The organism is Dehalobacter sp. CP, from assembly GCF_047652685.1.
In the GTDB taxonomy this organism is placed as follows: Bacteria; Bacillota; Desulfitobacteriia; order Desulfitobacteriales; family Syntrophobotulaceae; genus Dehalobacter.
Window position 1 is genome coordinate 1,463,283 of the sequence record NZ_CP157399.1, and the last position, 25,117, is coordinate 1,488,399.

Consider the following 25,117-nt stretch of genomic DNA (forward strand, 5'->3'; position numbering starts at 1 on the left):
GTAATTATGAACAGAAAATCTTATGTTACCCGTATGCCTGATAAGACAGGAGCTTTCCTGCTTGCTTCCAAAATCATTGCCAAATACTGCGGCAATATTGTCCGCGTGAGCTACAATAAGGCTATCGATCTTCACATGCTGTTTCTGGATGTTGAGGCAACAGCAGAAAACCATCAAAAGATCGCCAAAGAGCTCGAAACAGTCGGCTACCTGAAAAATGAACTCTCTGAAACACGCGTCATCGAGGTCAATATAAAAATCCCAGATCAGCCTGGTGCCGTACTGCCTGTCCTTAAAATCCTGGATCACTATAATATCAATATCTCGTATCTGAGTTCGAGTGCCAACGGTACACCCTATCAGGATTTCAAAATGGGCCTGCTGATCGAAAATCCGGATATGATTAAAATGCTGCTCGATGATATCAGCACAGTCTATCAGATTGATATCATCGAATATGATGATTTTGAGAAGAATCTGGATAATACGATTTTCTATATCCGGCTGGCGAATGAAATGCAGCATATCCTTTGCTTAAGCACAGAACAAACCATGGAATTCATCTCCGAATCGAACCGGATCCTCCAGATGCTGCAGGAGACCGGTGAGAGCCCCAAAAAAGTCTTTGGCTATATCCGTCGTTTTGCGTATTTCATCAGTAAATACCGCGGCAGCCATTTCAGCACCGACATCGATCAGGTCCGGATCAGCGAACTGGTCACACTGTACAGCATCCAGCCGCCCTGTGGCAGCAACACCTATGTACTTGCTTCAGCTGAAGAACTCGTTTTGATTGATACGGGCTATGCGATCTATGCCGAAGAGATGTTCAAGATATTACAGGAGCTTTTCCCGGCCTGGGATACGCTGAAAAAACGCGTTTTTATCACGCATGCCGATGTCGACCACTGCGGCCTGCTCTCCAAACTCGAAGGCATACGTGTCGGCTTAAATCAAAAGAGCGCCGACAGCCTGCGGCGCCAGTCCGCCGGAATTCCCGACTACCGTGAAAACAGCGATCTGGGCTGGGGCTACAGCAAGCTCAGCCGGATCATCTCCGGCTATACCCCGCCAAATCCCGAACAATTCGAGGTACTCGACGCCGGTTCCCCTGCCCCGGTGCCTGAAGAACATCAGGAATTGATCCCAATCGCGGAATTTACTGTTGCAGATCTGGCCTTCAAAGTTTTCGAAGGCAGCGGCGGCCATCTTTACGGCGAGATGATCTTTGTTTGCGAAGAATACGGCTTGGTATTTACCGGCGATAATCTTGTGAATATCAGCGGTTTCTCTCCGGAAAGAGCCGCGTTCAATTCCCTGGCCCCGTACTTGATGCGGAGCGTAAACATCGACTCGCTAAAAGCAACCGAGATGCGCAAACAGATCATGAGGGTGCTGGGCGAATTAGAAGACAAAAATAAAAAGCCCTGCCTCGTCTGCGGCGGACATGGACCCATATCGGTATTGGAAAATGGAGAACTTAAGTCTCTACAAAAGGCCAGGTTAAAACAGCCTCTAACTTGGTATTCACGCCAAATTTCAGAAGGATGATATTGATCCGTTCACTGAGAACACGGGCCGACACGCCTAAAATGGAAGCAATCTCCTTGTTGGACAACCGCTTGGTCAATAATCTCATGATTTCTTTTTCTTCAGGCGTTAATATTTTTTCAAGAATTTCCACAGGCTTAACTGGAAAGTGTATATCATCAATGTCTATCTGGTTTTTAGGAAAAGCTAAAGGACTTTGATAAAAGTACGTACCGCCGTCCATAACCTTTAGAATGACCTGAACCACTTCCCGGATATACAAATCCTTTATGATTACCCCATCGGCTCCTTTATTCTTTGCTGCAATGACATACCCTTCCTGATTACATTCAGTCATCAAAATGATTTTTACTGCGTGCTCAATCATTTTGATTTGTTCGATCAAAGAGATTCCATTGCCATCATTCAGATGGATATCCAGCAATACGACATCAGGCGGAGATTGACGGACAAAATCAAGGCATTCTCCCCCGTTTTTCACAATTCCCACGATTTCGATTTGCGGATCCATGGAAAAAAGGAATTTGGTATTTTCCGCAAACGGCCCATGACTGTTGACGATTAAAACTTTAACGTTCATTTGACCCACCTAACTTTAATTGCATCTTAATATACCGGTATTGTTGCTTGAAGTGTTGTTCCACGCTCAAAGCCGGAATTAATCAGCATCTGCCCCCCCAGGCTCTCAATACGTTCTTTCATGATTGCCAAGCCGTAATGTGCCCCGCCTAACAATCCTTTTTCAAGTTGATCTGGGTCGAAACCTTGTCCATTATCCTTCACCGTTAATTCCAATTTTTCTCCGCTTAATTCAATACGGACTGTCTGCTTCTTTGAACCGGAATAACGCAGGGAATTGAATATTCCTTTTTGTATAAAGCGGTAAGCAGTGATTTCAATATCTTCCGCAAAACGATCATCCAACCCGATTCCTTCTGTTTCCAGTATAATGAAATTTGGTTCCTTCAGCATAATATCCTGAAACAACGATTGTACGGCAGGAATCAAACCCAAATCCAATAATACCGGCGGACGCAAATTGTGAACCGTTTGATTTAAATCGTAGTTTAGATCATTAATCAAATCTCTCATCCGGGAAAATACCTGTTGGAACATATCATCATCCAGATTTTCTTTTTCCAGTATTTTCAGCCAGCGGCTGATATCCAGAGCGCTCTGTACCGGGCCATCCAATATTTCTTTGGACAGACTTCCTCTGTCTTGCTCAATCATCCGAATTAAGGAATTTGTTATACCCTGAAGTTCCCAGTTTCTTCTCCGGGAGCACCAGGATGTCAGGGTCAAGACATTAATTTCCTTGGTCAGGTCGCCGATGACAAGCAGCATCAGCACTTCGTAGGCCAGCTGACCGGCAAGTAAAGTAAGAAAGGGTAACTCAGACTTTTCAAATTTGATATGGGAATAACGGTGCCCAAAGAAAATACCACAGGTAGAATTATGGGAAACAAACGGCACAAAAATCTCAGCGGGACAATCGTCGGAAAGAAACCTTGCTTCCAGGTCTTGTTTTTGGTTTCTACGGAAATACGCTTCTAGTTCGGACTGTTCTTGACGGTTTTTCCTAAACCGGCCGACCGCTTTTCTTAAGCAGCCAGTCTGTTCATTTTCAACAATGATGAACACCCCGTCAATTCCTAACTTCTTGATTGCTTCTTCAAAAATGTGGTCTTCACAGATAAGGGAGGTTATGTTGTTATTGAGCTCTGTAAACCTATGTTTTAGGCTGATATTTGTTTGGAAAAAGCTAAACCTTTCCAATAATTTACTGATAATTAGTCGGAGAAGATAAAAGCAAACAAAAAACAACAGGCATAGCACAAATGTTGCCAAATAGGATTCAGCGCTAACTATTTTGATAATTTTACCCAAGTATAAAAAATAATGGACAATCATACTTACAATGAGTGCTGCGAGAAAATTTGTGATTATTGTCTTATAGATCCTACGGCTGTCCGGTAAGTATTTGTTAACGATGACGTAATATAAGGAAAACGGAATAGCCAAAATGAATAAATAGCTTACTTCAGTAAAAAGCTGCTGCAAATAAAAAATTTGTGGAAGAGCAACAAACAATATACTGGGAAAGAAGCCAATTACGATTCCCAATAAGAGAATTCCAGCCTCATTTTTTTCTGGTTGTCCTTTTGGCAAAAATAATGCTTGGCACAGATTCCATACTGAAAGTAAGATACCGATAATCATATTAGACAAAGCCAGTTCTCTTAGTAAGTCCGGTAGGTGTATGAAGCCTAGAGAGTGTAAAGCAGTTAGGATCGAAATTACTGTAAAGCAAGCAAATGTTATTTTACACCCAATTGATTTCGTTTTATTATTTAATGAAAACTTTGAAGTAAAAACAATCAGAAGCACAGGGGCCAACGAAAATGTAATATATTCTAATTCTTTAGCCAAAGGTAAAGCGCACCCGGAAGCATGTGTGAGAACAATTGCCACCGCAAATAGCCAAAGCAACCAAAATAAAAGACGCACTTCTTTCAAAAAAGGCCTCTTACACCAGACAACAAAACCCACGAACCAAAAAACAAGACCTAAAATAAACAATGGAGTTTGGCTTAAAACCATAATCCAATCGGGCAAATTTTCTATTGTAATTTGCTGTACTGTCGAACTATCTGCTGTACAAAATTTAATTGTGTGAGCGCGTTCCAGTAATCCCCATTTATATGTCGAACCAAACTTTTCCGGATCCATCCCATCAACTTTCAGTATCTGATCCCCAAGCCGGATACCGGATTGATATCCTTCACCATGAGGATCACAGATAGTAACCAGCCAGTTACTATTAACGTTTTTAAGGTTGACACCGATATAAGGTTGCTTCAGACAAGCAACAAAATAAACAAGCCCCAGCACAATAAAGAAGACACTCGCAATATAATAAATTTGCCGATTAATGAATTTATCCCACAAGTTGTATCATCTTCTCCTTTTGCCTTCCAGAAACAGGAATTGACTCTAGAATTTCCTGTGCTTTTTGACGGTAAATCTCAAACATCACGGTGCAGTACTGAGCAACCCCTTCTTCGACAGCGATTTGTTTCAACTGTTGTTTTTCTTTATCTCCAAAAGCTTGTGATCCTCCGCTGTTACATTGCGTTAGTCCTTTAAATTGTTTGGCTATTTCACCCTTGAGTGTATGGGATAAATAGACATACGGCAGGGTTTTCTTATTACTTACAAAATCCTTTTTCTTTTCAAAATGGAGAAAATCGTTGAGATCGTTACGGATCTGGTTCATGATCCCGAAATTGAGACCGAACTCAGCCATTGATCCAGCGAGTGGTTCCGTGGCTTCTCCCAAAATGGCCCCCATTTTACAGGCACAGGCTGTTATACTGCCTGACTTTTGCCTTACCATATCAAAGTATTGTTCCAACGATACCTGCGGGCTGCCCGTATAGAGAAACTCCATGAACTGTCCATTACTGGCCGTGACTCCCATGCGCTGTAGCACTGTGCAGATTTCCCTGTAGATCTTGTCATTCGGTATTGCAGCTATAGCATCAAAACTAAGCATTAAAAGACAATTCGCGAGGTTAATCGCGTTAGCCTCGGGGATCCGGCGCCAGGGCAAATCCTCATGATCCTTGTCCTGAATATCGTCAAAAATATCTGCTGCCAGGGCAAAGAATTCCATACCGATTCCCCCTGGCAACGCAGCTTCCGCATTCCCACCTGTACACTCACAGCTCATTCTAGTCAGATGAACCCATTTAAATAATTCACCTGTTGGACTATCGGCGTTAAGCGAAGTTTGAATCATCCGGATCATTTCCGCACTCAGTCCGTACGTTTTTAAAATTCTATCAATTTTCGTATATATAATCTGATCAAGCTGAAGATTCATTGTATTATTGCCACGTAGCCATAGGACCTACTTCAAGTGTAACAATAGTCCCGGGAACTTCATCTCTGGAAATAACCTTCTGAATTACAGAAAACTGGCTAGGTTTAACTTTACTGTCTTTTTCCTGGTTTAACATGCTCTTGGGATTTTTGACACATTCATGAACCAAATTAGCAATACCTTCATAGTTCATCTTAAAAAAACCCCTTTCATAATAAAAAAGTTACCATTTGTCTTACTGAAAGTAGTCTTTAGTCAAAGTTTTCATTCATTCTGGTACATTTCCTTCAGCTTGATCAATTATAAGGAAAATTCTTCAAATAGCGCCATATTCCTTTATCGAATATTAGGATGTTTTGTCGAAGTTTATAATTTGATCCATGACAGTGCAAAAATAAAAGCCCTGTCCCGTTTGCTGCGGGCATGGGCCTCCATCATTCATTTAAAACTGATCATAGGATCAACTTTCGTAACCACATAGCCGTTACCTTTTTGAAATTTAATAAGATGCCTGTACTTTTAGGGTTTCTTCCTTTTCCGGATCATCTAACATATAATCAGCAACTGCATATTGCAAAAAATACTTGTAAAAATGTTTATAATGGGAATACTACTCTCGAACATTTATATATAAAGGCAGTGCAACAATGAAATGTGATAAACCAACTTTAGTTATGCTTATGGGAGCTATATCCACTATTCCCTATGAAATCGTTACAAGAGTCCTAGTGACTTTTGGATTTGCCAAGTATAGTGTATATCAGCTCACTAGCTTTATGATAACACTGGACAGGCCTAATGTTATCCTCGGAGCGATATATTCCATCATATTAGGTTGTGTATTATCTCTTGTTTTTTACTACGCACTTAAATTCATAGATCATGACTATTTTATAGTCAAAAGTATCGGCATTAGTTTATTAAACTGGCTAACATTAGAAGTCATTTTCATGTGGCTTATTGAAGGGCGTAACCTTATTCCGCATAGACCTATCAATGATTATTATTCAGAAATGATTGGTTCAATTGTGTTCGGGATTACGCTAGGACTACTGTTTCGCTATTATTTATTTAAAGGTTATAAGAAAAGCGCATCATAAGAACCATTTTGCAATCACATTTGTAAAAAATCTTCAACACATAGCATCACCTGTTCAGCCATCGGACTCAGAAGGATCAAATGACCGCCTTTTTGAAAATATCTAATCTTTTTCCTGTCTGAAGACACATGTTTATTGATATAATCCACACTCTTTCTTCTTACAGTATCATCATCTTCAGCCTGAATAATTAGGATAGGACAATCTATTTTCTTTAATTTTGGCTTTGTTTGGTGCAATAATAACAGGAATTGGATCATAGACAAAAACGGTGAGATTTTTTTTGCTTGTAAATATCTCTTGATATGGTTAGACTTCTTGTTCTTGATGTCATCCACGATATTACGAAACACTTGGTATATATTCCAATAGAAGATGGGAGTATTGATTGTTACTATGGCCTTGATATGATGTTTACAGGCAAGATTAAATGCAATCAGCCCTCCCATGGAGAACCCTATCAGCAGAATCTCATCCTCAATTTCTTTCAATCTTAAAAGTTCACGTTCAGCAGAATCTATCCAGTCCATGTACGTTGCTTTTTTCATTTCATGTCTGGTTGTTGAATGGCCTTTTAATATAGGACAAACAACATCATAACCAAGAGCAGTCAAATATTCGGCCAAAGGCTTCACTTCGTGTACCCCACCACCAAACCCATGAATGATTAGACATTTCGTTTTTTCATCATCTATTGCGTTCATCTATTACTGCCCCAATCTCTATCTGGCTTATTAATCAATGATTTATATTTAATCCTTTGGTTGGGGGACTCCAATACCCTTAGATTAGCAGAAAGATACCCGCCGGTACAGAGCTCGCGGGTATCTTTTAAATATTTGGCAGTTACCTATCTATCATTCACAACAAGGGATTCCTGCATAATCTTGTTAAAAACAGTGACCAGATACGGATCAAACTGTTTGCCGGCGCATTTATTGATTTCAACAAGTGCACTATACGGGTCCATGGCCCGTTTATAAGGCCTTTCATGCGTGATCACATCGTAGGAATCAACAATGGATACAATTCTCGAGAACAGCGGAATTTCATCTTCTTTCAACCCCTGCGGGTAACCTTTCCCATTCCACCATTCATGATGACCGAGAACGGCTTCCGAGACATGCGCTAATTCCATGGAAGACTGCGTGATCCGATAGCCGATTTCGGAATGTTTTTTCATAATGCTCCATTCTTCCGGGGTCAAGTCACCTTGTTTTTTTAAGATTTCCCCGGGAACACCAATTTTGCCGATATCATGCAGCATCGCAACCTGGACAAGTTCGACGATCTCTCTTGGGGATAAGCCGATCTGACTACCGAATTTACTTACCAAACTTTTTAGCCTCATGACATGGGCTTCCGTCTGATAATCTTTTTCCCAGAGCAGTTTTTCCAGGAACTCGATGATCGCAAGGCGGGTTTTCTTGCTTTCATTCAGTTTATTGCTATACATTTTTTCCTCAGCCTGGTTGATCATTTCTGTCAGAGAGTGTTTCCTGTTCTCATAAATCGTCAGGCCAAACGAAATGTCGATCGGTACTGTTTTCGGGCGGGAGATTTTTAGGTTGCTCTTGACATTGTTTAAAAGGACGCCGGCCTGGTCAAGCGGCATACCAGGCATGATAATGATAAACTCGTCCCCACCCCACCGGATAATCACATTCTCCGGGCCGATAGTCTCCTGCATGATTCTGACCCCGTCAGCAAGTAATTCATCCCCTTTTTCATGACCAAAGGTGTCGTTGATTAGTTTCAGACCATTAAAATCCCCCATGACCAATGTTGCAGGCATGAGGGTCTTTTCCAGGAAATTTTCCAGCGTGTTTTCAAAATAAGTACGGCTGTAGGCGCCGGTTAATTTGTCATAAACAATAAGGTTCCTGATATTAGCTTCTTTGCTTTCGAGCTCCTCCCGGATGCTTTGAAAGTACAGGGCCTGCATATTGAGATAAGCAAGCAGACCAACGACGCCGGCAACTAAATAACCGACAGGTGATGGAATAACCTTCATAAATTTGCACAGCGGGTAGAATAAAATCGACAAGGCCCAAAAAATATAAGTATAGCCAAGCATTATTCTGATCGGGCTTTGCGGTGTTTTTGCTTTTAAGCATGTCATAGCTGCTTTGGACAACAATGCGATGATGCAGACAACAGACAGAAGTAAAAGAGCGGTTGTCGGGAGTCCCTGGACAGTAATACATATAAAAGTAAGGATCAAAAAGCCTGCGCTGATATCCCAGAACACCGGATAGCTTTTCTTAAAAAATAGCTGCGTACCCTTGAATACCAGCCAGTAGCCTGCGATCGAAGAGGCATAGTTGATAATTGGAAGCACCAGCGACTGGCTGCCGGTTTCCAGCAATGCAATTCTGGAAAGGTAGGTAATCATCATCATTACAATAGAAAGGCTCCATGCCAAGAAATAATGTTTCTTCTCGGAAAAATATAAAAAACCGTAAGATATCAACAACACCAGGGTAATCGAAATACTGGCTGCAACGATGGAATCCGCTGTCATGTAGATCCTCCCTCAAAAAAAAATCGCGGCCAAAGCAGCCGCGGTTTTCATCTTCTGTGTGCAACCCGACTGTCAATATGCTTCAGCACTTAGACTCGTAGCTTTGCGTCCCTGCTTTTCAACAGGTTTGCCAATGGATCATATGATTTTAACTCAATTATAGTAAAATACACGAAATCTGTCAATAAATGTATGAATAATCAATAAATGTATGAATAATCAATAAATGTATGAATAATCAATAAATGTATGAATATTAAGTAAGTTCCCCGTCATAGGAAGTAATCACTCTGTATAAATCAGGCCGGCGGTCTCTAAAGATCCCCCACTCCAGCCGCTGAACCTCGAGCTGGTCCAGATCAAATTCCGCGACTAGAACAGTTTCTTCGTTTCGTCCGGCCTCCGCTATCTTATTGCCCTGCGGCCCGGCAATGAAAGAAGAACCATAGAAGGTGATTTTGGAATCATCCTCTTCCTCGACACCAATCCGGTTGGATGCGACCACCGGGATCAGGTTCGCGGCAGCATGGCCGAGCATGCAGGCCTGCCAATGGTCTTTGGAATCGATCGTCTGATCCAGCGGTTCTGAACCGATGGCTGTCGGATATAACAGGATCTCCGCCCCCATCAGGGTCATGCAGCGGGCAGCTTCCGGGTACCATTGATCCCAACAGACGCCGACTCCAATCTTGGCGTAGCGCGTCTGCCAGACTTTAAAGCCTGTGTCACCGGGGTTAAAATAGAATTTCTCCTCATAGCCTGGTCCGTCGGGGATATGACTCTTTCTGTATTTGCCAAGGATATCGCCGTCGGCATCGATCATGGCAATCGTATTATAGCGCGCATAGTTTTTCTTCTCATAAAAGCTGATCGGCAGGACGATCTCCAGCTCTCTGGCAATTTTCCGGAAATGTTTGACTGCTTGATTGTTTTCTAGCTCAGCAGCATAAACGTAAAAATCCGATTTTTCTTTCTGACAGAAATACGGGGTTTCGAACAGCTCCTGCAACAAGATGATCTGCGCTCCCCGGGCTGCTGCCTCCCTGACCAGTGTCTCCGCCCCGGCAATATTTTCTTCAACGTTACTGGTGCAGCGCATCTGGGTTGCTGCCACTTTGACGTTTCTCATCGTTAATATTCCTTCCCAACTGCCTGATTTCGGTGTGTTCTGAACCTGATCTTACAGGTGTTTCTACTATTTTGTTAATTTGTATGCATTTTCTATTTTACATGATGCAGAAAAAAACCACAACGCAGAAGAGCGCAACATATAAAAGATGTATCTGTTACGCCCTTCTCTTCATTTATATTTTTCAAATTTTCGTATATGTTGTTGGGCAATTCATACACTCACCTTAAACGGTTTACAGCAGGCATCTGCTGGGTGGTACAGTGAACATTTCCGCCTTCCCTAATAATGGCCATTCCATTAATGGTTCGGATCCGTCTTTCCGGAAAGATCCCGCTCAGGGTTCGAATAGCCATGGCATCTGTTTCGGCAGCCTGGCCGCCGAATACAGGTAAAATGATTCCGCCGTTGACAAAGTAAAAGTTCAAATAACTCAGCGTCAGCCGTTTTCCGTCAGCAAATACGGCGGGAGGCTGCTGTATTGGGATGATTTCAAGGGTTCTTCCTCTGGCGTCTGTTTCCCGGTTTAACACTGCGAGGTTTTCCCGGGTAATCGCATAATTCGGATCGCAAGGGTCATCACAGACCTGAATCAGGATTTTGCCAGGCGACGCAAAACAGGCGATGTTATCGACATGTCCGTCTGTTTCATCTCCACATAAGCCTTTTTCCAGCCAGATGACTTTGTGGATATTCAAATATTTCTTCAATAGTTCCGTAATCTGCTCCCGGGAAAGATCAGGGTTGCGGTTCGGATTGAGCAGGCATTCGGCCGTTGTCAAGAGTGTACCTTCTCCGTCCACGTGCAGCGAGCCGCCTTCCATAATCAGCGGCGCATCAAACGGTTTCAGGCCGAGGTGCTTCAATATTTGGGGCACGACCTGGTTGTCCAGATCCCAGTCCGGATATTTGCCGCCCCAGGCATTGAAGTGCCAATTGATGCCGGCTGTATCTCCCTGATCATTGACGATAAACGTCGGCCCGTTATCCCGAAGCCAGGCATCATTGTGCGCCAGCGGCAGGAGCTCGATCTGCCTGTTCCGAAAGCGGCCTTCGAGCAGGGATCGTTCGTCGGGGTTTACCAATACGGTGACGGGTTCAAATTCCTCGATGGCTCGAATAATGTCGGCATAACCCTCACAAACAGCCTCGTAATTTTCCGGATGGCACATCGATGACCGAACCGGCCAGGAAATAAAGGTTCGTTCGTGTCTGGCCCATTCCGCAGGCATTCTATAGTTTAAATCGCTCGGAAACATCAGTTTATCCTTTCTTTAGCAACAACATAGATCCATCATTACTTTCAAATGAACTTTTTTCATGATGATTATTTATGGTTCATTTTACATGGAAATCCAACCATTTTTCAAGGTATAAAATCACCCCACGATAATTGTGGGGTGCATCAGACAATATTTAACGATTGATGGATATACGTTAAAGTTATTCTTTATCCTGAAACTTTTCCGTGTCTTCACGCCGGATCTGGGCGCGTTTGATCTTGCCGCCGATCGTCTTCGGCAGTTCGTCGACAAATTCGAGAATTCTCGGGTATTTATACGGAGCCGTCACCTTTTTAACATAGTCCTGGATCTCTTTTTTTAACAATTCAGAAGCCGTATAGCCTTTGGCCAGCACAACAGTCGCTTTGACGACCGTTCCCCTGACGGCATCCGGCGCGCCGGTAACAGCACACTCCACGACGGCTGGATGTTCGATCAGCGCACTTTCAACTTCAAAAGGACTGATCCTGTAGCCGGAAGCCTTAATGACATCGTCATTGCGGCCAACAAACCATAAAAAGCCGTGCTCATCCCAGTAGGCCATATCCCCTGTGTGGTACGTATCGTCATACCACACTTTATTGGTAGCAGTTTCATCCATGTAGTACCCGCAGAACAATCCGGCAGGCTTATTGGAATCAGCCTCGCGGATGACCAGTTCTCCTTCGACTCCCGGAGGGCATGGAACTCCGTTTTCATCGACCACATCAATCTTGTAGGCTGGATTCGGTTTGCCCATCGCTCCTGGATAAATATCCAGCCATTCAAAGTTGGCAACCAGCACGGTCGTCTCGCTCTGGCCAAATCCGTTTAAGATGCTTAAGCCGGTAATGCTTTTAAAACGGTTAAAGACATCCGGATTTAAAGGTTCTCCGGCTGTGGAGCAGTGAACAATCGAGGACAGGTTATATTTTTCGAGATTGTGTTCAAGCAGGAAACGATAAATTGTCGGCGGTGCGCAAAACGTGGATAACTTATATTTTTGCATCATTTCCAAAAGCTTTTCCGGGATAAACTTGTCCATATCATAGACAAACTGCACCGCGCCGCAAATCCACTGGCCGTAAATTTTCCCCCAGCCGAATTTAGCCCAGCCGGAATCGGAAACCGTCAGGTGAAGCCCGCCGTCCACGACGCGCTGCCAGTATTTGGCCGTCACAATATGACCAAGCGGATAGGTGAAGCTCTGAATGGCCATTTTGGGCATGCTCGTGGTCCCTGACGTGAAATAGATGATCATTGTGTCGTCATTCATTGTAGCGTCAGCACCTGTCGGCCGGACCCAGTTTTCGGAAGCGGCCTCCAGGCTGCTGTCAAAATCAACCCAGCCGGGACGCCGGGCCCCAACCAGAAACAGCGTTTCGAGCGTTGACGATTCTTCCCTGGAAGCTTCGACATGGTCGAGAATTACCGGATCATGATAGGCGATGATCGCTTTAATCGATGCGGCATTATTTCGATAAATAATATCCTTCTGCGTAAGCTGATTGGAAGAAGGAATATAGATCGCGCCGATTTTGGCCAGAGCCAGAATCGCTATGTATACTTCATAACGCCTTCTCAGGATCAGCATGACTTTGTCGCCTTTGCCGATCCCAGCTTTGCTTAACATGTTCGCCGTTTTATCTGAGTATTTTTTCAGGTCGGCAAAGGTAAAGATCCGTTCATTACCGTGGTCGTCGCACCAGACCAGCGCTGGACGCTCTGGTTCCAGACGGGCATATTCATCGACGATATCATACGCAAAATTGAAATTGTCAGGTACTTTCACTTGATAATTCGCACAAAAATCTTCATAAGAATCAAAATCGGTTTTCCCGATGTATCTTGAAGCGAGGTTCATCTGTTCACATCCTTTATAAAAGTATGACGGTTAAAAATTTTGCTGATCTTTTTTCGAGGGCCAGCATTTTATGTGGAATCAAGGAATTAAAATACAGAGAGTCTCCCGGATCCAGTACATATTCCATACTGCCGATCATGACTTTCATCTTGCCTTCCAGACAGAAGTTAAATTCCTGTCCGTGATGGGAAACAAGTTCAGGACTATTTTCTGCATCCAGGGTCACCAGCAGCGGTTCAATTTTTCTGTTAACGTACTGATAAGCCAGACTCTGAAAATCATACTGGTCATACCGTTCAACTTTGAGTCCCTGTCCCTTTTTGATGAAGCAGACATCATGCAGTTTGGGCGAGACGCCGGTAAGAACATCCGTTAAATCAACCTGATAACAATCGGCAATTTCATAGAGAATACTGATCGGAATATCATCTTCGCCTTTTTCATACTTCAGATATTCTTGAACAGGCAGTCCAATTTTACGTGCAGCCTCTTCTTCGGCCCAACCGGTAAGTAATCTTAAGCCTTTAATTCTCTCGGCAATATCCCTCACCTTTTCATTCATCTTTCAACCCTTCCTTTCGCGTAAAATAGTGGATCATGTAATGATCCTCGAGGTACAGCCAGCGGGCCTTACAGCTTTGTTCCCGGATAACGGCATTTGTCTCAAGAAGATGATCCGCTTTTTTGGCATCTTCCAGCAGGCAAAACGGACAGGCGCGATGCCGTTTGGCAACCGTGGAATAACAGCGCTCGCCAAGTTTGACACCGCTGTCCTGTGCCGCCTTATTTGTGGCAACAACGATCCGGCGGCTCGTAATCAGATAAGCCGGCTCTTCGATCAGCTCCAGGCCCTTGACAAAGCATCCGATGTATTTCTGTTTGCGTAAATCAAGCTGGATCTTCATAAAGCGGGTATGCTTGATTTTATATTGATTCAGACATCGGGTGATCCGGCTTTCATCTTTCTGGGAATGAAAAAGGAATTTCATCCCGTATTCAAAGCCGTCATCTTTGGGGGTCTTGCGAATAATCAGCGCATTAAATGAAAATTCTTCATTTTCAAACGTGAACATGATATCGATGATGACAATATTAACCGGAATATCCACTGGGATAAAAGCATATATCCCGCCTGTGCTCAAATCCAGGATCGTAATCGGAAATGTTTTCTCCACTTCGACCTTCCGGTTGTTAATCGAGGAAATCTTCGCTGTGGCCGGAATATCATGGATCAAATCGACGCGGAAATACTTCCGTTTTTCCTGAAAGTCTTCCATCCAATCACCTCAAGAAACAGTTTGAAAATCATGTCGATGCGTTTTTCTGATAAATACCATTTTACATGATGTTGGATAGAACCACAACGAATGTACCCGCAAAAATTTGCGAATAATATGCCACGGATGAGTCCGGATAAAAAAATACCAGAGTCCAAACATTAATTTGGAGACTCTGGTATTGTTAAAAACAATGCAGAAATATTGAGTTTTATCGTTACAAATTTTACAGATTATTTTCTGGATTAAGCGCTTCTGGTTTCTTTTCCGTTCTTTTCTTTTTTTGTTTCTTAATATTTTTTGGATTTTTGTCGCCCATACGGATCCTCCCTTACATGATATAGGAACATTTTATCCAAATTATGGCTATTCTATACATTGTAAAAGGGATGCTGTTAAAAATGGGACAGCACAAGTATCAGCAACGGGATTGATAAACAGCTAAGCAAGGTTGAAATCAGCACCGTCTGCGATGCCAGACGTGCATCATTTTTATATTCAATCGCCATTAAAACCGTATTGGTCGCGATAGGCATGCCGGCCATGATGACCGGGATGGCAATCAGCCACATCTGATCAATCTGAAAGATGTATTTGACCAAAACCAAGGTTAATAACGGCATCACGAGTAATCTGACGACCGACAGGATATAAATGCCGATATCACTGAACATCCGTTGAAGCGGCAGTTCACTTAAGGTCGCCCCGATGGTCAGCATTGACAGAGGAACACAGGTATTTCCGATCGCATCGATCGTGCCGGTCATAAATTCGGGCAGCGGAACAGCGGTGATAAACAGAATGAACCCGATGATACTTGCACCCACGCCCGGATTAATAACCTTTTTCAGGTTTAGCCTTGTAGGATGCCCGGTTTTATCCGTATTCATAATTTTAATGCCGAGCGTATACAACAACAAGTTGAACATAATATTGTAGATCGCAGCATAAAATATTGCTTCTTTGCCATAGAGCGCCTGAAATATCGGAAAGCCTAAAAAGCCTGTATTTGCAAAAACAATTCCAAAATTAAAGATGGCTTCTCTGGTCCGATTTTTGGTCAGGATCTTCGCTGTCAGTTTCCCGACGAGAAAGGCAAGACCGTAACAGGGTATCGTAAGCAAGAAAACAAAAAGTGCCGTATGCAACCTCTCCGTAGTAAAAGAAACTCTCATCCCGGACAGGATCAAGGCCGGAAGTGCAATGGTCAGAACAAATTTAGAAAAAACCTGAGTCGCTGCCGGTGGGATAACCTTCACCTTGGCCAGGACATAACCCAGTAAAATCGTTAAGAACAAAATCCCCAGTTGATTATAGACGCCTTGTAGTTCCACTTTTCTCTCTCCAGTATGTTAGATTCAATACTTTATGAAGGTTATACAGCTGATTATTATATCATAAAAGACATATGCTATGGAACCAATTATCTGCATTCCTGCTTTCGGAAAAAGAAAATTCCTGTACGTGCAGGAATTTTTACATTGTATGACCTTTACTGTGCATAAGCTGAAGGGCTTTTTGAAATGCCTTCGGAATCGGCAGGTCCTTCAGTTTCTCCCGGGAAATCCAGGCAAGCCCTGATTTTACCTCCGAGTCCGGCTTGAGCGAGAACAAAATGACATCCATTTGCCAGACCTGATGTGTGAAAACATGCCGAACGCTGCCCAAGTGTTTAATAAATCGGAGATCTAACTCCCAGTCCCGACGGTACAGTTCTTCCGCAGAAGAACCGGATTCCTTGTTTACGAGCGGCAGTCCCCACATGTTGCCGAGCAGCTGTGTATTGCTGCGGTACTCCATTAGAATATTCCCGTCGTTACAGATAAGCGCGGTCCAGTAATCGAAGCCGGCCGCTTTTTTTGCTTTCTTCTTAACCGGCAGGACAGTCTCCCTGTGCGTACGATGGGCCGTACAGACGGTACGCCAGGGACAGTCCCGGCAACCGGGAGTATTGGGTGTACAGCACATTGCGCCAAGTTCCATCAGCGCCTGGGTAAATTCGCCCGCCCTATCTTTGGGAATCATTTCTCTAATCATTTCAGCAATTTGCTTTAGCGTTTTTTGCTGGCTGATGTCAGCTTCAAGTCCAAGCAGACGGGTTATAACCCGCAGAACATTCCCATCAACAGCCGGATAAGGAAGATTGTAGGCGATGCTTGCAATAGCCCCAGCCGTATAGTCACCGATTCCTGGCAAAGCGCGGATTTCCGGATAAGTGCGCGGAAAATTCCCACTGTACCTGTCGTGTACCACGATGGCAGCCTGATGAAGGTTCCTGGCCCGACGGTAATAACCAAGACCTTTCCATAAGGCTAAAACGTCCCCCTCGCCCGCGTCAGCCAGACTGCCAATATCCGGGAACCGTTCCAGGAACCTCAGGTAATAATCTATAACCGTATCGACCCGTGTTTGCTGAAGCATGATCTCCGATAACCAAACCGCATAGGGGTCGTTTGTTCTTCTCCAGGGCAGATCCCTTTTATTTTGGTCATACCAGGCCAATAATAACGCAGCAATCTCTAACGGGTTCTCCTGAATATCTTTTGATTTATCTACTAGATCTGCTAATTTATTCAAGCTGCCTCCCTGTTATTCGCCTCGATGTTTGATATTGCTAATTACATGCATTTTAGAGTTAACAAGTTACTGGTAAGAAGATCAGGCTTTACTGTAGAGCTCATCGGCTATTTTCCGTAGTCTGGTATCCGCCGTACAAAAAATAACCTGACGCAAGTGTGATAGTTCCTGCAGATAAGCCAGTGCTTTCTTCCAAAATCCCTCGGTTCCGTTCATTGATCCGGCCAGAAAGAACAGAGGAATCTCAATGCTGCTGTCCTCAAGAGCGGCTTCGGCAAGGGCCAGACGGTAAGCAAAATAATACGAATAGGCTTCGGCCATCATCATATCTTTTTTATCCGACAGGTTCAACGAAAATGCCCGCCTCAAAAACCGCTGTGCTTTAATCTTTAGAACAGTGCCGTTCTCGGCCTGCCATTTTTGCAGCGAGGCTTCAAGCAGCTCCGCCGTATCATCAAGGGTATGCTGTAATTCCTGATAGGCCTGCCATTGCTGTTTTACGCTCCCGAGTTTTTTCTCCAAGTCATGGTCAATTTTCACAGTCTGACTGTCCTGAAGGTCTTTACGGATCTTCTGAAGCCGGCTGTTTTTCTCTGAAAGCGCCTGACGGGAAGCCGCCAGGGCGGCCAGCCTTTCTTCTTCTGGCAGACATGCTTCACGTTCCAGTTCGGCAAGCGGTTCCAAAGTTCTGGACAGTTGATCCAGATTCCGCTTATTTAAGGCGATATCATACTGTTTTTTCAGTAAATCATATTCTTTTTCAGTTTCTTCTTTGATCCGCAGTTCACGCGCAATCAGCAGCACCGCTTCAAGGACCTCGTCAATATCGGCATCAGCCGAGATTCGGTTCTGTAATTTTTCGCGCAGTTGTGATGCATATTCCTGCAATTTCTGTTCTATTTCCTGCTGTTGTCCTGTCTGTGTCTGCAGCGTCTGAAGCATTTCCGCGATATGGCTGTTTTTCTGCCGGTACTCGTCCCAACCGTTTTTCCAGGACGAGAAATCTGCTGCATTAACCATCTTAAAAGCTTTTTGCAGCCGCTGACTGCGGGACAGGATGATCCTGTGCAGTTCTTTTTCCCTTTTAACCTGTTTTCTGACCAGGTTATAATCCGTCTGAAGCCGGTCTGCGGCCTGTTTCTGATTCTGATACGCTTCGATCTGCCGCATGAATTCTTGATAGTCTGCAGCCTGATATTTTTGCAGAAGCTTTGTCAGGCGCGAAGCCAATCGGTCTTCGATGCTGACTGCCCCTGACCGCCGGATGACCCTCCGGTCAATCATGCGTCCGAGTACAGAGTCCTGCCATTTTTTCAAGCGTGTGTATGATCGGGCAAGTGAACGTTGGTCTTTGTCAGTCACACCGGCAATCAGCGCATATTTTTTGAGTTTGGCTTTTTCTTCATAAAGGGACCCTTCCAGTTCCTTCACGATATCAGCCAAACCGGCAAAGCTTTCAAGTTCCTTCTGCGCGGCACGAAGCTCTTCTTCAGTGCTGCGTAAGTGCTGCTCCTCATTTTCCGGCAGTTGCCGATAGCCGGATGATCTTAGTGAATCCTGAAGCTCGTTGATGGCCTGAGTCTGCCGGGTGATCAAAGCTTCACCCTGTTCCGCCTCTTTTTGAATCAAGGCCCAGGCATAACACTCTTCCCGCAAACCTTCAATCATGTCCCAATCAACCTGTTTATCCTGAACAACGGCCGCCAATCGAATCCCGGTATCCCTGCGCAGTTCTTCGAGGCTGGCAAGTTCACCCTGCAGACGGCGCAATTCACGGTAATCAAGGTTCTCTCTCAGGATAACAAGCCGCTGTTGAATTTTTTCCATCTCAGCAATTTTCTCCGTCATAAGATGCTGCTTGGCCTGCAGGTTCTTGATTTCGATTTGCAGAAAGCGCTGTTCCTCCTGTCGGTGGCTTGCTTCTTCCCAATCCCTTCTTAACGCATCATACTCGGCTTTAACTTGAGCCATTCCATCCGCCTGTTCTTCAACGCGTTCCTTTGCTCTGGCCAGGGCGTCATGCACCCGTGCCAGAGAAAGCTCTTCATTTCCGACCTGCTGGAGATTGGAGACCCTTCGGTACAAACCATGCTTATTGGTATCCGGCCAGACAATAAAGCCGCCCTGCCGGATTGCCTCAAAAGTCATATGCAAACCTGTTTGTTCCCCGGAAAGCAGGATTTCTGCCAATCCTTGTCTTTTCTGCTTGTCTGACGGTACTGCCGCTACCCGGTCGTCATAGTATTCCTGCAGTAATTGATACAAAGCTTTTGCCAGTTCGGGTTCCTCCAAATACAGCACCGTAAAATCCCCGGGCAAGGACCACTCCGTATCCCCGAGCAGCGGATGCCCCTGCAGCCCGATCTTATCAATCCTCATAATCTTCCCGTCCCTGACTGATTGCAGCCAATCCAATTTTCCGAACCAATTCCCAACGCCGCTGTTCTTCAGACCGGTTTTCTGAAGAAAGGCGTTTTTGGATCTCTCTCCTGAATACTTCGGTTAAATCCGGGAAGCCGCTGGTTTGGCGTCTTATAACATTGCCATCGGCGCAAAGAGCCGGACCAGACTGGGATGTATGGTAAACCTCAAAGTAGCTGAAGTCTTCGGAGAGAAGCTGATGCAAAGTCTGGACTGTACTTTCCGGATCCGGGTATGGCCCAGACAGAACAATCCGGAACAAATCTCTTTGCCGTTCTTCTTTCGTTGTATCCGCCAAAAGCCCGCTAGCAATCTCTTTTGGTTCAGCCGCCTGCGGCCAGAACTTTTCAATGTAGTTCCGTCTGCCAAGTTCCACAAAATCAACCTGTGTCAATTTCCCGTCTGTTTTTCCGAAAAGTACGCCATGCGGCCCGCTGTCCTGAAAACTCCTGGCTTCAGGGGATCCGCAATCTGCCCAGAAAGTATCACCGATCTGATGCAGCCCACTGAATTTCTGCTGATGCCCTAACGCCAGATAGGTTAAACCACTTGCTGTAATCGCCTCTGGCTCCAGAGGAATAAACCTATCCGTATTTTTGGGGGACGCTATCTCTGCATGGAGCAGCATCATCTGAATAGGTGCGTTGTGTAAGACAGGCTGAATCATCCCCAGATCAATCAGCTCCTGACGGTAATTCGTCCATCCCGAGCCATAGATGACAGTTTCTTTGGCCGGAATTTCAATATGACTGACGCCCCCCGCAAAGATATGAACATTACCGGGCCATTCAGCAAAACGGTAGGCCGAAGAGATAACCAAAGGATCCTGATCCCCAGGAGTGATAAAGACACGGGTGTCCTTCAAGCCGGAGAACGACCTGTAAACACGCTCGACCGTTTCTTTACGCGCATTCTCTTGGTCGAATAAATCCCCTGTCACGAACAGAAAATCCACTTTTTCTTTTTGGCAAAGCGTCAGGACGGCTTCGAAGGTATGCCATAAGTCCTGATTGCGCATTGCTGTCCAGCAAGCCGGTCCTTCCCAAGAACGGCTGTCAAATTGAAATCCGGCACAATGCACAAAACGGATGGTTCTTGCCATTTTTTACACCTCACCCTGATAACACCAAAACATCAATCGTTCGTCACTTACCAGCCATGTAAACATCGCAGCAAGCAGGCTGTTTGCAGCCAATACAATTTCCCAAGTATGCTGTTATGTTAGTTCTTGGAGACCCCGGCAAATTCCTGCTTACAATTGCAACTTACTATTTCGCTTAATAAAAAACAGAAAATAAAAGCCAGAAATCTTTCTGGCTAAGATTCTGCATGTTTTTAACCAGAAAAACTGCATTTAGACAGATTTCTGGTTGATTCGGGCCAAGCGTCTGCGGCGGGTAACGATCCTGTAAATCGCAAAAATAATCAGCGTTATAATAACAAGAACAACAGTATAGACCGTCAGGGTTATTTTGTTCGGATTGGCGAGCACGGATATTGGATGATGGCTGTTGTCTACCACTTTTCTTCCGAGTATCATGCCGTAATCATCGGAGATCGTTGGAACTCCGCCAACTTTAGCAAAGGACTGAAGATATATGGCGAGGGCCTGCCATTCTTTGACTTCGGCATTATTTCCGGCTGTGTCTTTGACGATCTGGGCTTCAAAATCTGTAACCGGCGTACCTTCTTCTGTTTTTGGCACAATCGATAATAGACCATAAGATTTATCGCCGACGATTGAAAGCATCTGAGCAGAATACAAACCGGCAACTACCCTGTATAATTGGGTATCGTCAATCTCTTCAATAGAGCCTTCCGGCTTCTGCAACACGGCGTCAGTGACCTTATTGAATATCATCCGGTTCGGATTATACGTGAAATTAATACCTGACATGAACAATTGGGCTTCAGCCATCATCGGCGAGATCGAGGCATCTACTTCGCATAGGGTCTTTAATTCCTGGCCGGTTAAATAGACAGAAACCAGCGGATACCCCGGAATATTATCCGGACCGATCCCGAGGGAGCTTACGCTGAAGGCGTCGGCTGCCGTGATCGCGCCCTTAAAAAAGGTACCTCTGATCGTCCCGGCAGGTACAACTGCGACATCCACCGGAACATAGCCGGAACCTTCCGCCTTTTTCACAGCATAAACGTAGGCATCGGAAATCAGGTTGGCCAATGGATCTTCCTGATGCATATTCAATATGTCGTTGACCTTCCGGAAGTTATAGGGAGATTCTGCCAATATCTGATCATAATTTAACTGAAACGGAGCAAAGAATTTGTCCTGAACCTGTTGTTTGAACTGACTTACAATACTGGCAATCCGCAGATCCTCAGGCAGGCTTTCATCGATTGCCGGCAGACGGCAAGCGACAAGTCCCCAGTCTGAAGAACCGGATTTTTGAGAAATTTGCAAAACACCGAGGTACTTGCAGCTGTCTCCGGCGGAACAAATGAGCGTCTTGCCTTCGATGATCGGTTCTTCAAGTTTGGTGTGGGTATGGCCACTGATAATCACATCAATATCAGGAACTTTTTTTGCCAGGATCTGGTCTTCAGATTCGGATGCCTTTTCCCAGGTCCCGGAATGGGATAAGCAGACAATTAAATCAACTTTTTCCTGGTTTTTCAGGACCGAAACGATCCGTTCAGCGTTCGCGACTGGATCGGTGAATTCCACTTCGGCTTTCGGTGCGTTGGATGCCGCATCGTTTCCAATCAGGCCAAAAATACCGATCTTTACCCCGTTCTTTTCAATGACGGTGTATTCGGTGATCCCATAATCCTGATAAGCCTGTTGCAGAGCTGCCAGCGAGGGCGTTAAGCTGCCGTCCTCCTTGGCCGGAAAGGCAACATTGGCCTGAACGATCCGGGGCAAAATCCCCCCGTTTTTCCGCGCAGCGACAGCTGCCTGCAGGCTGTCGGCCAGTCCGGAAGCCCTGTAGTCATATTCGTGATTGCCCAGAGTTACAACATCATACCCCATCTGCCCCATAACGCTTAGCTCCGGGGAGTCTGTCCGAAAAATCGTCTGAAATGGCGTTCCCATGGAATAATCTCCGGCATCGAGGAGCAATGTATCCGGGTCATTCTCTTTCTCGGCAGCAATGGCGCTCTGGAGTCTGGCAAATCCGCCTGACTGATTGATCATACCGTTTTGTTCATCCTTGACCGGCAGGAGATGATCATGCATATCATTTGTAAACAAAATCGTCATACTCTTCTGAGTTTCGGCCAAGGCAATAGAAGAATTAATGGGCAAAACAAACATTGTGCCAATCAGGAAAGCAACCAAAGCAAACTGGATTCTTTTTATCATCTTTCCCTCCTCATTTCTATATCTATGCTATCGGTCTCCCTATCTGTCTACCTATTATCTATCTATCTACCTATCTATCTATCTATCCGTCTATCTATGCGCTATGTTATTCTTGCCAATCTTGGAACTTAGCCACTGAATTATATCCTGAAGAACTTGAGAACAATCCGTTTCATTGTGCAGTTCATGTCTGCAGTTTTCATATTGTTTTACAGTAACATCACGAATTCCAGCTTGTTGGTAACGCAGACGCAGCGCTGTGATAATTTCTCCGTAGTGGCCGACAGGATCCATTTGACCGGAGAGGATCAGAATCGGGATGTCTTTCGGGATCTTCCTGATGTTAGACTTCTTTTGCACTTGCAAAATTCCGGCAAAAAAATCATGATAGAACGCTAAAGTACAGGTTCCCCCGCAGTAAATATCCTGAATATATTCATCGACAACAAGCGGATTGGTGGTAAGCCAGTCAAATTCTGTCCTGGTTTCTGCGCACCGGGCATTGAAGTTTTTAAAAGTCAGCTCGTGAATGAATTTGCTTTTGTAAAGCTTTCCTTTGACCAGAGCTATCATCCGACATAAAAAGCGGCCAAAATACAGCATAAACGTCGTGTCTCCGCCCGGGCCGGATAAAATAAACCCCTGTACTCCCTGCTCCTCTCCATAGAGATGCATATAATGCTGAAGAACAAAGCTTCCCATACTATGACCAAAAATAAACAACGGCAGTCCGGGATTTTCTTTTTTGATCAAGGTAACAGAATCATAGACATCATGTACCATATGGTTCCAGCCGTCTTGACCCGCAAATCCTTCCATGCCTGCGGTTTCAGCTGTTTTGCCATGGCCTCTTTGGTCGTAGGCATAAACAATGTACCCTGCCTCCGTCAGCTCCCTTGCAAACGATGCATATCTGCCGGAATGCTCCGATATCCCGTGGATAATCAAGATGATTGCTTTGGCAGGGAGTATATCCGGCTCCCATTTGGTTGTAAATAGTTGATCCTTTTCTCTCATTCTATACCCCTTAACGGCAAATTAGAGGTGTGTGTATCTGTTTAATGAAAACATCCATTTAATGAAAACTGATCACACCTAATATATCATCTTGAAGACAAATTATCATCCTTTTCCCGCGTTATAAATATTTCCAGAATTTTGGACATGCCTTTTTCCCAGTGAATTGTTAAAATACTGGTAAGAAGCGAACGTGACCGGTACAGAATCCAGATGAAAAAATTTGACGGAGTGGAGGATTTCAATGACGAAAAAAATTGTTGTGACGCTGCTTCTTTCTGCTATCCTGATTCTCGGCTTAGCTCAGGTAACGTCCGCTGCCCTCGGCGATACACTTCTGAAGACAGGCTCGACGGGGCCGGATGTCGTCGAACTACAAACAAAACTCAACTATCTGGGTTACAGCGTCGGTACAGTGGATGGAATTTTCGGACTCAAAACACAAGCCGGTGTCATCGCTTTTCAGAAAGCCAAGAATTTATCGGCTGACGGAATTGTTGGGCCGATCACGGCTTCAGCCATAAACACCGCCTATACGAATAAAGCGCAGGGCGTCAAAGCGAGCTCTATTGTCGCGACGGCTCAAAAATATATTGGTGTCCCCTACAAATATGGAGGTACTTCCCCATCGATTGGGTTTGATTGTTCCGGATTTGTTCAATATGTTTTTGCGCAAAACGGCATTGCCCTGCCGCGTATTTCCAGGGACCAGTACCTGGTTGGCAAAGCGGTTAGTTTCGCTAATTTACAACCGGGAGATATTGTTTTCTTTTCGATTGCCAAAAATGGTGTCGTGGATCATGACGGGATTTACATCGGCAATAACCAGTTTATTAATGCTTCAAGCTCCAAGGGTGTTGCCGTGTATAGTTTTGGTACCTACTGGAAATCTGTCTATCTCGGGGCGAAACGCGTGATTTAGCTGTCAGCTGAAACATGTTTTATTTGGTCAGCTGAACTATATTCATTTTTTGAGAATGTCCGGATCGAATAATATCTGACATTCTCATTTTTTCTGACCTTGTGGCTTATTCGTTTATCAGTGCTTCATTGTAAAAGTATTTAAAAAAAATCGCAGATTGTGTTATATTAAGACAAAACACTTTCGTACTTTGTTTAATGTTTACTCGTATTAATCATCAAAATACGAATCATTCTGCTAGCTTATCCTTTATGGA

The 25,117-nt window shown here is 44.5% G+C and carries 20 protein-coding genes and 1 riboswitch; of the genes, 3 read left to right on the top strand and 17 right to left on the bottom strand.

The window, feature by feature from the left end; translation table 11 throughout:
- The first annotated feature begins 6 nt into the window (after positions 1-6).
- Positions 7-1,551, top strand: coding sequence for an MBL fold metallo-hydrolase (locus AAH944_RS07405; protein ID WP_415537704.1), 1,545 nt, complete (start codon positions 7-9; stop codon positions 1,549-1,551).
- Here AAH944_RS07405 and AAH944_RS07410 read toward each other — a convergent pair.
- From AAH944_RS07410 to AAH944_RS07425, 4 genes are read right to left on the bottom strand one after another with little or no spacing between them, the layout of a single operon-like run.
- A complete protein-coding gene (locus AAH944_RS07410; RefSeq protein ID WP_415537706.1) occupies positions 1,481-2,131 on the bottom strand; it encodes a response regulator in 651 nt (216 codons plus the stop codon). The genes AAH944_RS07405 and AAH944_RS07410 overlap by 71 nt on opposite strands.
- A 26-nt stretch (positions 2,132-2,157) precedes the next feature.
- Entirely contained in the window at positions 2,158-4,503 is a 2,346-nt protein-coding gene (locus AAH944_RS07415) for an ATP-binding protein (RefSeq protein ID WP_415537708.1), read from the bottom strand.
- Positions 4,493-5,440, bottom strand: coding sequence for a polyprenyl synthetase family protein (locus AAH944_RS07420; RefSeq protein ID WP_415537710.1), 948 nt, complete (start codon positions 5,438-5,440; stop codon positions 4,493-4,495). The genes AAH944_RS07415 and AAH944_RS07420 overlap by 11 nt, the downstream gene beginning before the upstream one ends.
- A 4-nt stretch (positions 5,441-5,444) precedes the next feature.
- A complete protein-coding gene (locus AAH944_RS07425) occupies positions 5,445-5,633 on the bottom strand; it encodes a hypothetical protein (RefSeq protein WP_415533921.1) in 189 nt (62 codons plus the stop codon).
- A 454-nt stretch (positions 5,634-6,087) separates the two neighbouring features.
- On the opposite strand from AAH944_RS07425, the gene AAH944_RS07430 reads away from it, so the two are divergent.
- Positions 6,088-6,540 (top strand): hypothetical protein, encoded by a 453-nt coding sequence (locus tag AAH944_RS07430; protein WP_415533923.1) that lies wholly within the window; start codon positions 6,088-6,090, stop codon positions 6,538-6,540.
- A gap of 14 nt (positions 6,541-6,554) precedes the next feature.
- Here the strand turns inward: AAH944_RS07430 and AAH944_RS07435 are convergent, their stop codons facing one another.
- The 13 genes from AAH944_RS07435 to AAH944_RS07495 all read right to left on the bottom strand — a co-directional run bounded on the left by AAH944_RS07435 (position 6,555) and on the right by AAH944_RS07495 (position 23,939).
- On the bottom strand, positions 6,555-7,244 hold the full coding sequence (locus AAH944_RS07435) for an alpha/beta hydrolase (protein ID WP_415533925.1): 690 nt from the start codon (positions 7,242-7,244) through the stop codon (positions 6,555-6,557).
- A 146-nt stretch (positions 7,245-7,390) separates the two neighbouring features.
- Positions 7,391-9,064: an HD domain-containing phosphohydrolase gene (locus AAH944_RS07440; RefSeq protein WP_415533927.1), complete on the bottom strand. Its 1,674-nt coding sequence runs from the start codon at positions 9,062-9,064 to the stop codon at positions 7,391-7,393.
- A 56-nt stretch (positions 9,065-9,120) separates the two neighbouring features.
- A riboswitch (cyclic di-GMP riboswitch) is annotated at positions 9,121-9,206 on the bottom strand.
- Between the two features lie 114 nt (positions 9,207-9,320).
- Entirely contained in the window at positions 9,321-10,193 is an 873-nt protein-coding gene (aguB, locus tag AAH944_RS07445; protein ID WP_415533929.1) for an N-carbamoylputrescine amidase, read from the bottom strand.
- Between the two features lie 221 nt (positions 10,194-10,414).
- Complete coding sequence (locus AAH944_RS07450) at positions 10,415-11,452, bottom strand: agmatine deiminase family protein (RefSeq protein WP_415533931.1); 1,038 nt, start codon at positions 11,450-11,452, stop codon at positions 10,415-10,417.
- Between the two features lie 184 nt (positions 11,453-11,636).
- Entirely contained in the window at positions 11,637-13,319 is a 1,683-nt protein-coding gene (locus AAH944_RS07455; protein ID WP_415533933.1) for an AMP-binding protein, read from the bottom strand.
- A 13-nt stretch (positions 13,320-13,332) separates the two neighbouring features.
- Positions 13,333-13,881 (bottom strand): helix-turn-helix domain-containing protein, encoded by a 549-nt coding sequence (locus AAH944_RS07460; RefSeq protein WP_415533935.1) that lies wholly within the window; start codon positions 13,879-13,881, stop codon positions 13,333-13,335.
- Positions 13,874-14,596 carry a PilZ domain-containing protein gene (locus AAH944_RS07465; protein WP_415533937.1) on the bottom strand — a complete coding sequence of 241 codons (723 nt, stop codon included), beginning with the start codon at positions 14,594-14,596 and terminating at the stop codon, positions 13,874-13,876. Before AAH944_RS07465 ends, AAH944_RS07460 begins: the two co-directional genes overlap by 8 nt.
- A gap of 395 nt (positions 14,597-14,991) precedes the next feature.
- Positions 14,992-15,930, bottom strand: a complete 939-nt coding sequence (locus AAH944_RS07470) for an AEC family transporter (protein WP_415533939.1) — start codon at positions 15,928-15,930, stop codon at positions 14,992-14,994.
- Between the two features lie 142 nt (positions 15,931-16,072).
- On the bottom strand, positions 16,073-17,173 hold the full coding sequence (mutY, locus tag AAH944_RS07475; RefSeq protein WP_415533941.1) for an A/G-specific adenine glycosylase: 1,101 nt from the start codon (positions 17,171-17,173) through the stop codon (positions 16,073-16,075).
- An 81-nt stretch (positions 17,174-17,254) separates the two neighbouring features.
- Entirely contained in the window at positions 17,255-19,552 is a 2,298-nt protein-coding gene (locus tag AAH944_RS07480) for a hypothetical protein (RefSeq protein WP_415533943.1), read from the bottom strand.
- Positions 19,542-20,696, bottom strand: a complete 1,155-nt coding sequence (locus tag AAH944_RS07485) for a metallophosphoesterase family protein (protein ID WP_415533945.1) — start codon at positions 20,694-20,696, stop codon at positions 19,542-19,544. The genes AAH944_RS07480 and AAH944_RS07485 overlap by 11 nt, the downstream gene beginning before the upstream one ends.
- 252 nt (positions 20,697-20,948) lie before the next feature.
- Complete coding sequence (locus AAH944_RS07490; protein WP_415533947.1) at positions 20,949-22,922, bottom strand: bifunctional metallophosphatase/5'-nucleotidase; 1,974 nt, start codon at positions 22,920-22,922, stop codon at positions 20,949-20,951.
- A 90-nt stretch (positions 22,923-23,012) separates the two neighbouring features.
- Positions 23,013-23,939 (bottom strand): lysophospholipase, encoded by a 927-nt coding sequence (locus tag AAH944_RS07495; protein ID WP_415533949.1) that lies wholly within the window; start codon positions 23,937-23,939, stop codon positions 23,013-23,015.
- A gap of 244 nt (positions 23,940-24,183) precedes the next feature.
- Here AAH944_RS07495 and AAH944_RS07500 point away from each other — a divergent pair, with 244 nt between their 5' ends.
- Positions 24,184-24,861, top strand: coding sequence for a C40 family peptidase (locus AAH944_RS07500; RefSeq protein WP_415533951.1), 678 nt, complete (start codon positions 24,184-24,186; stop codon positions 24,859-24,861).
- Positions 24,862-25,117: the final 256 nt, after the last annotated feature.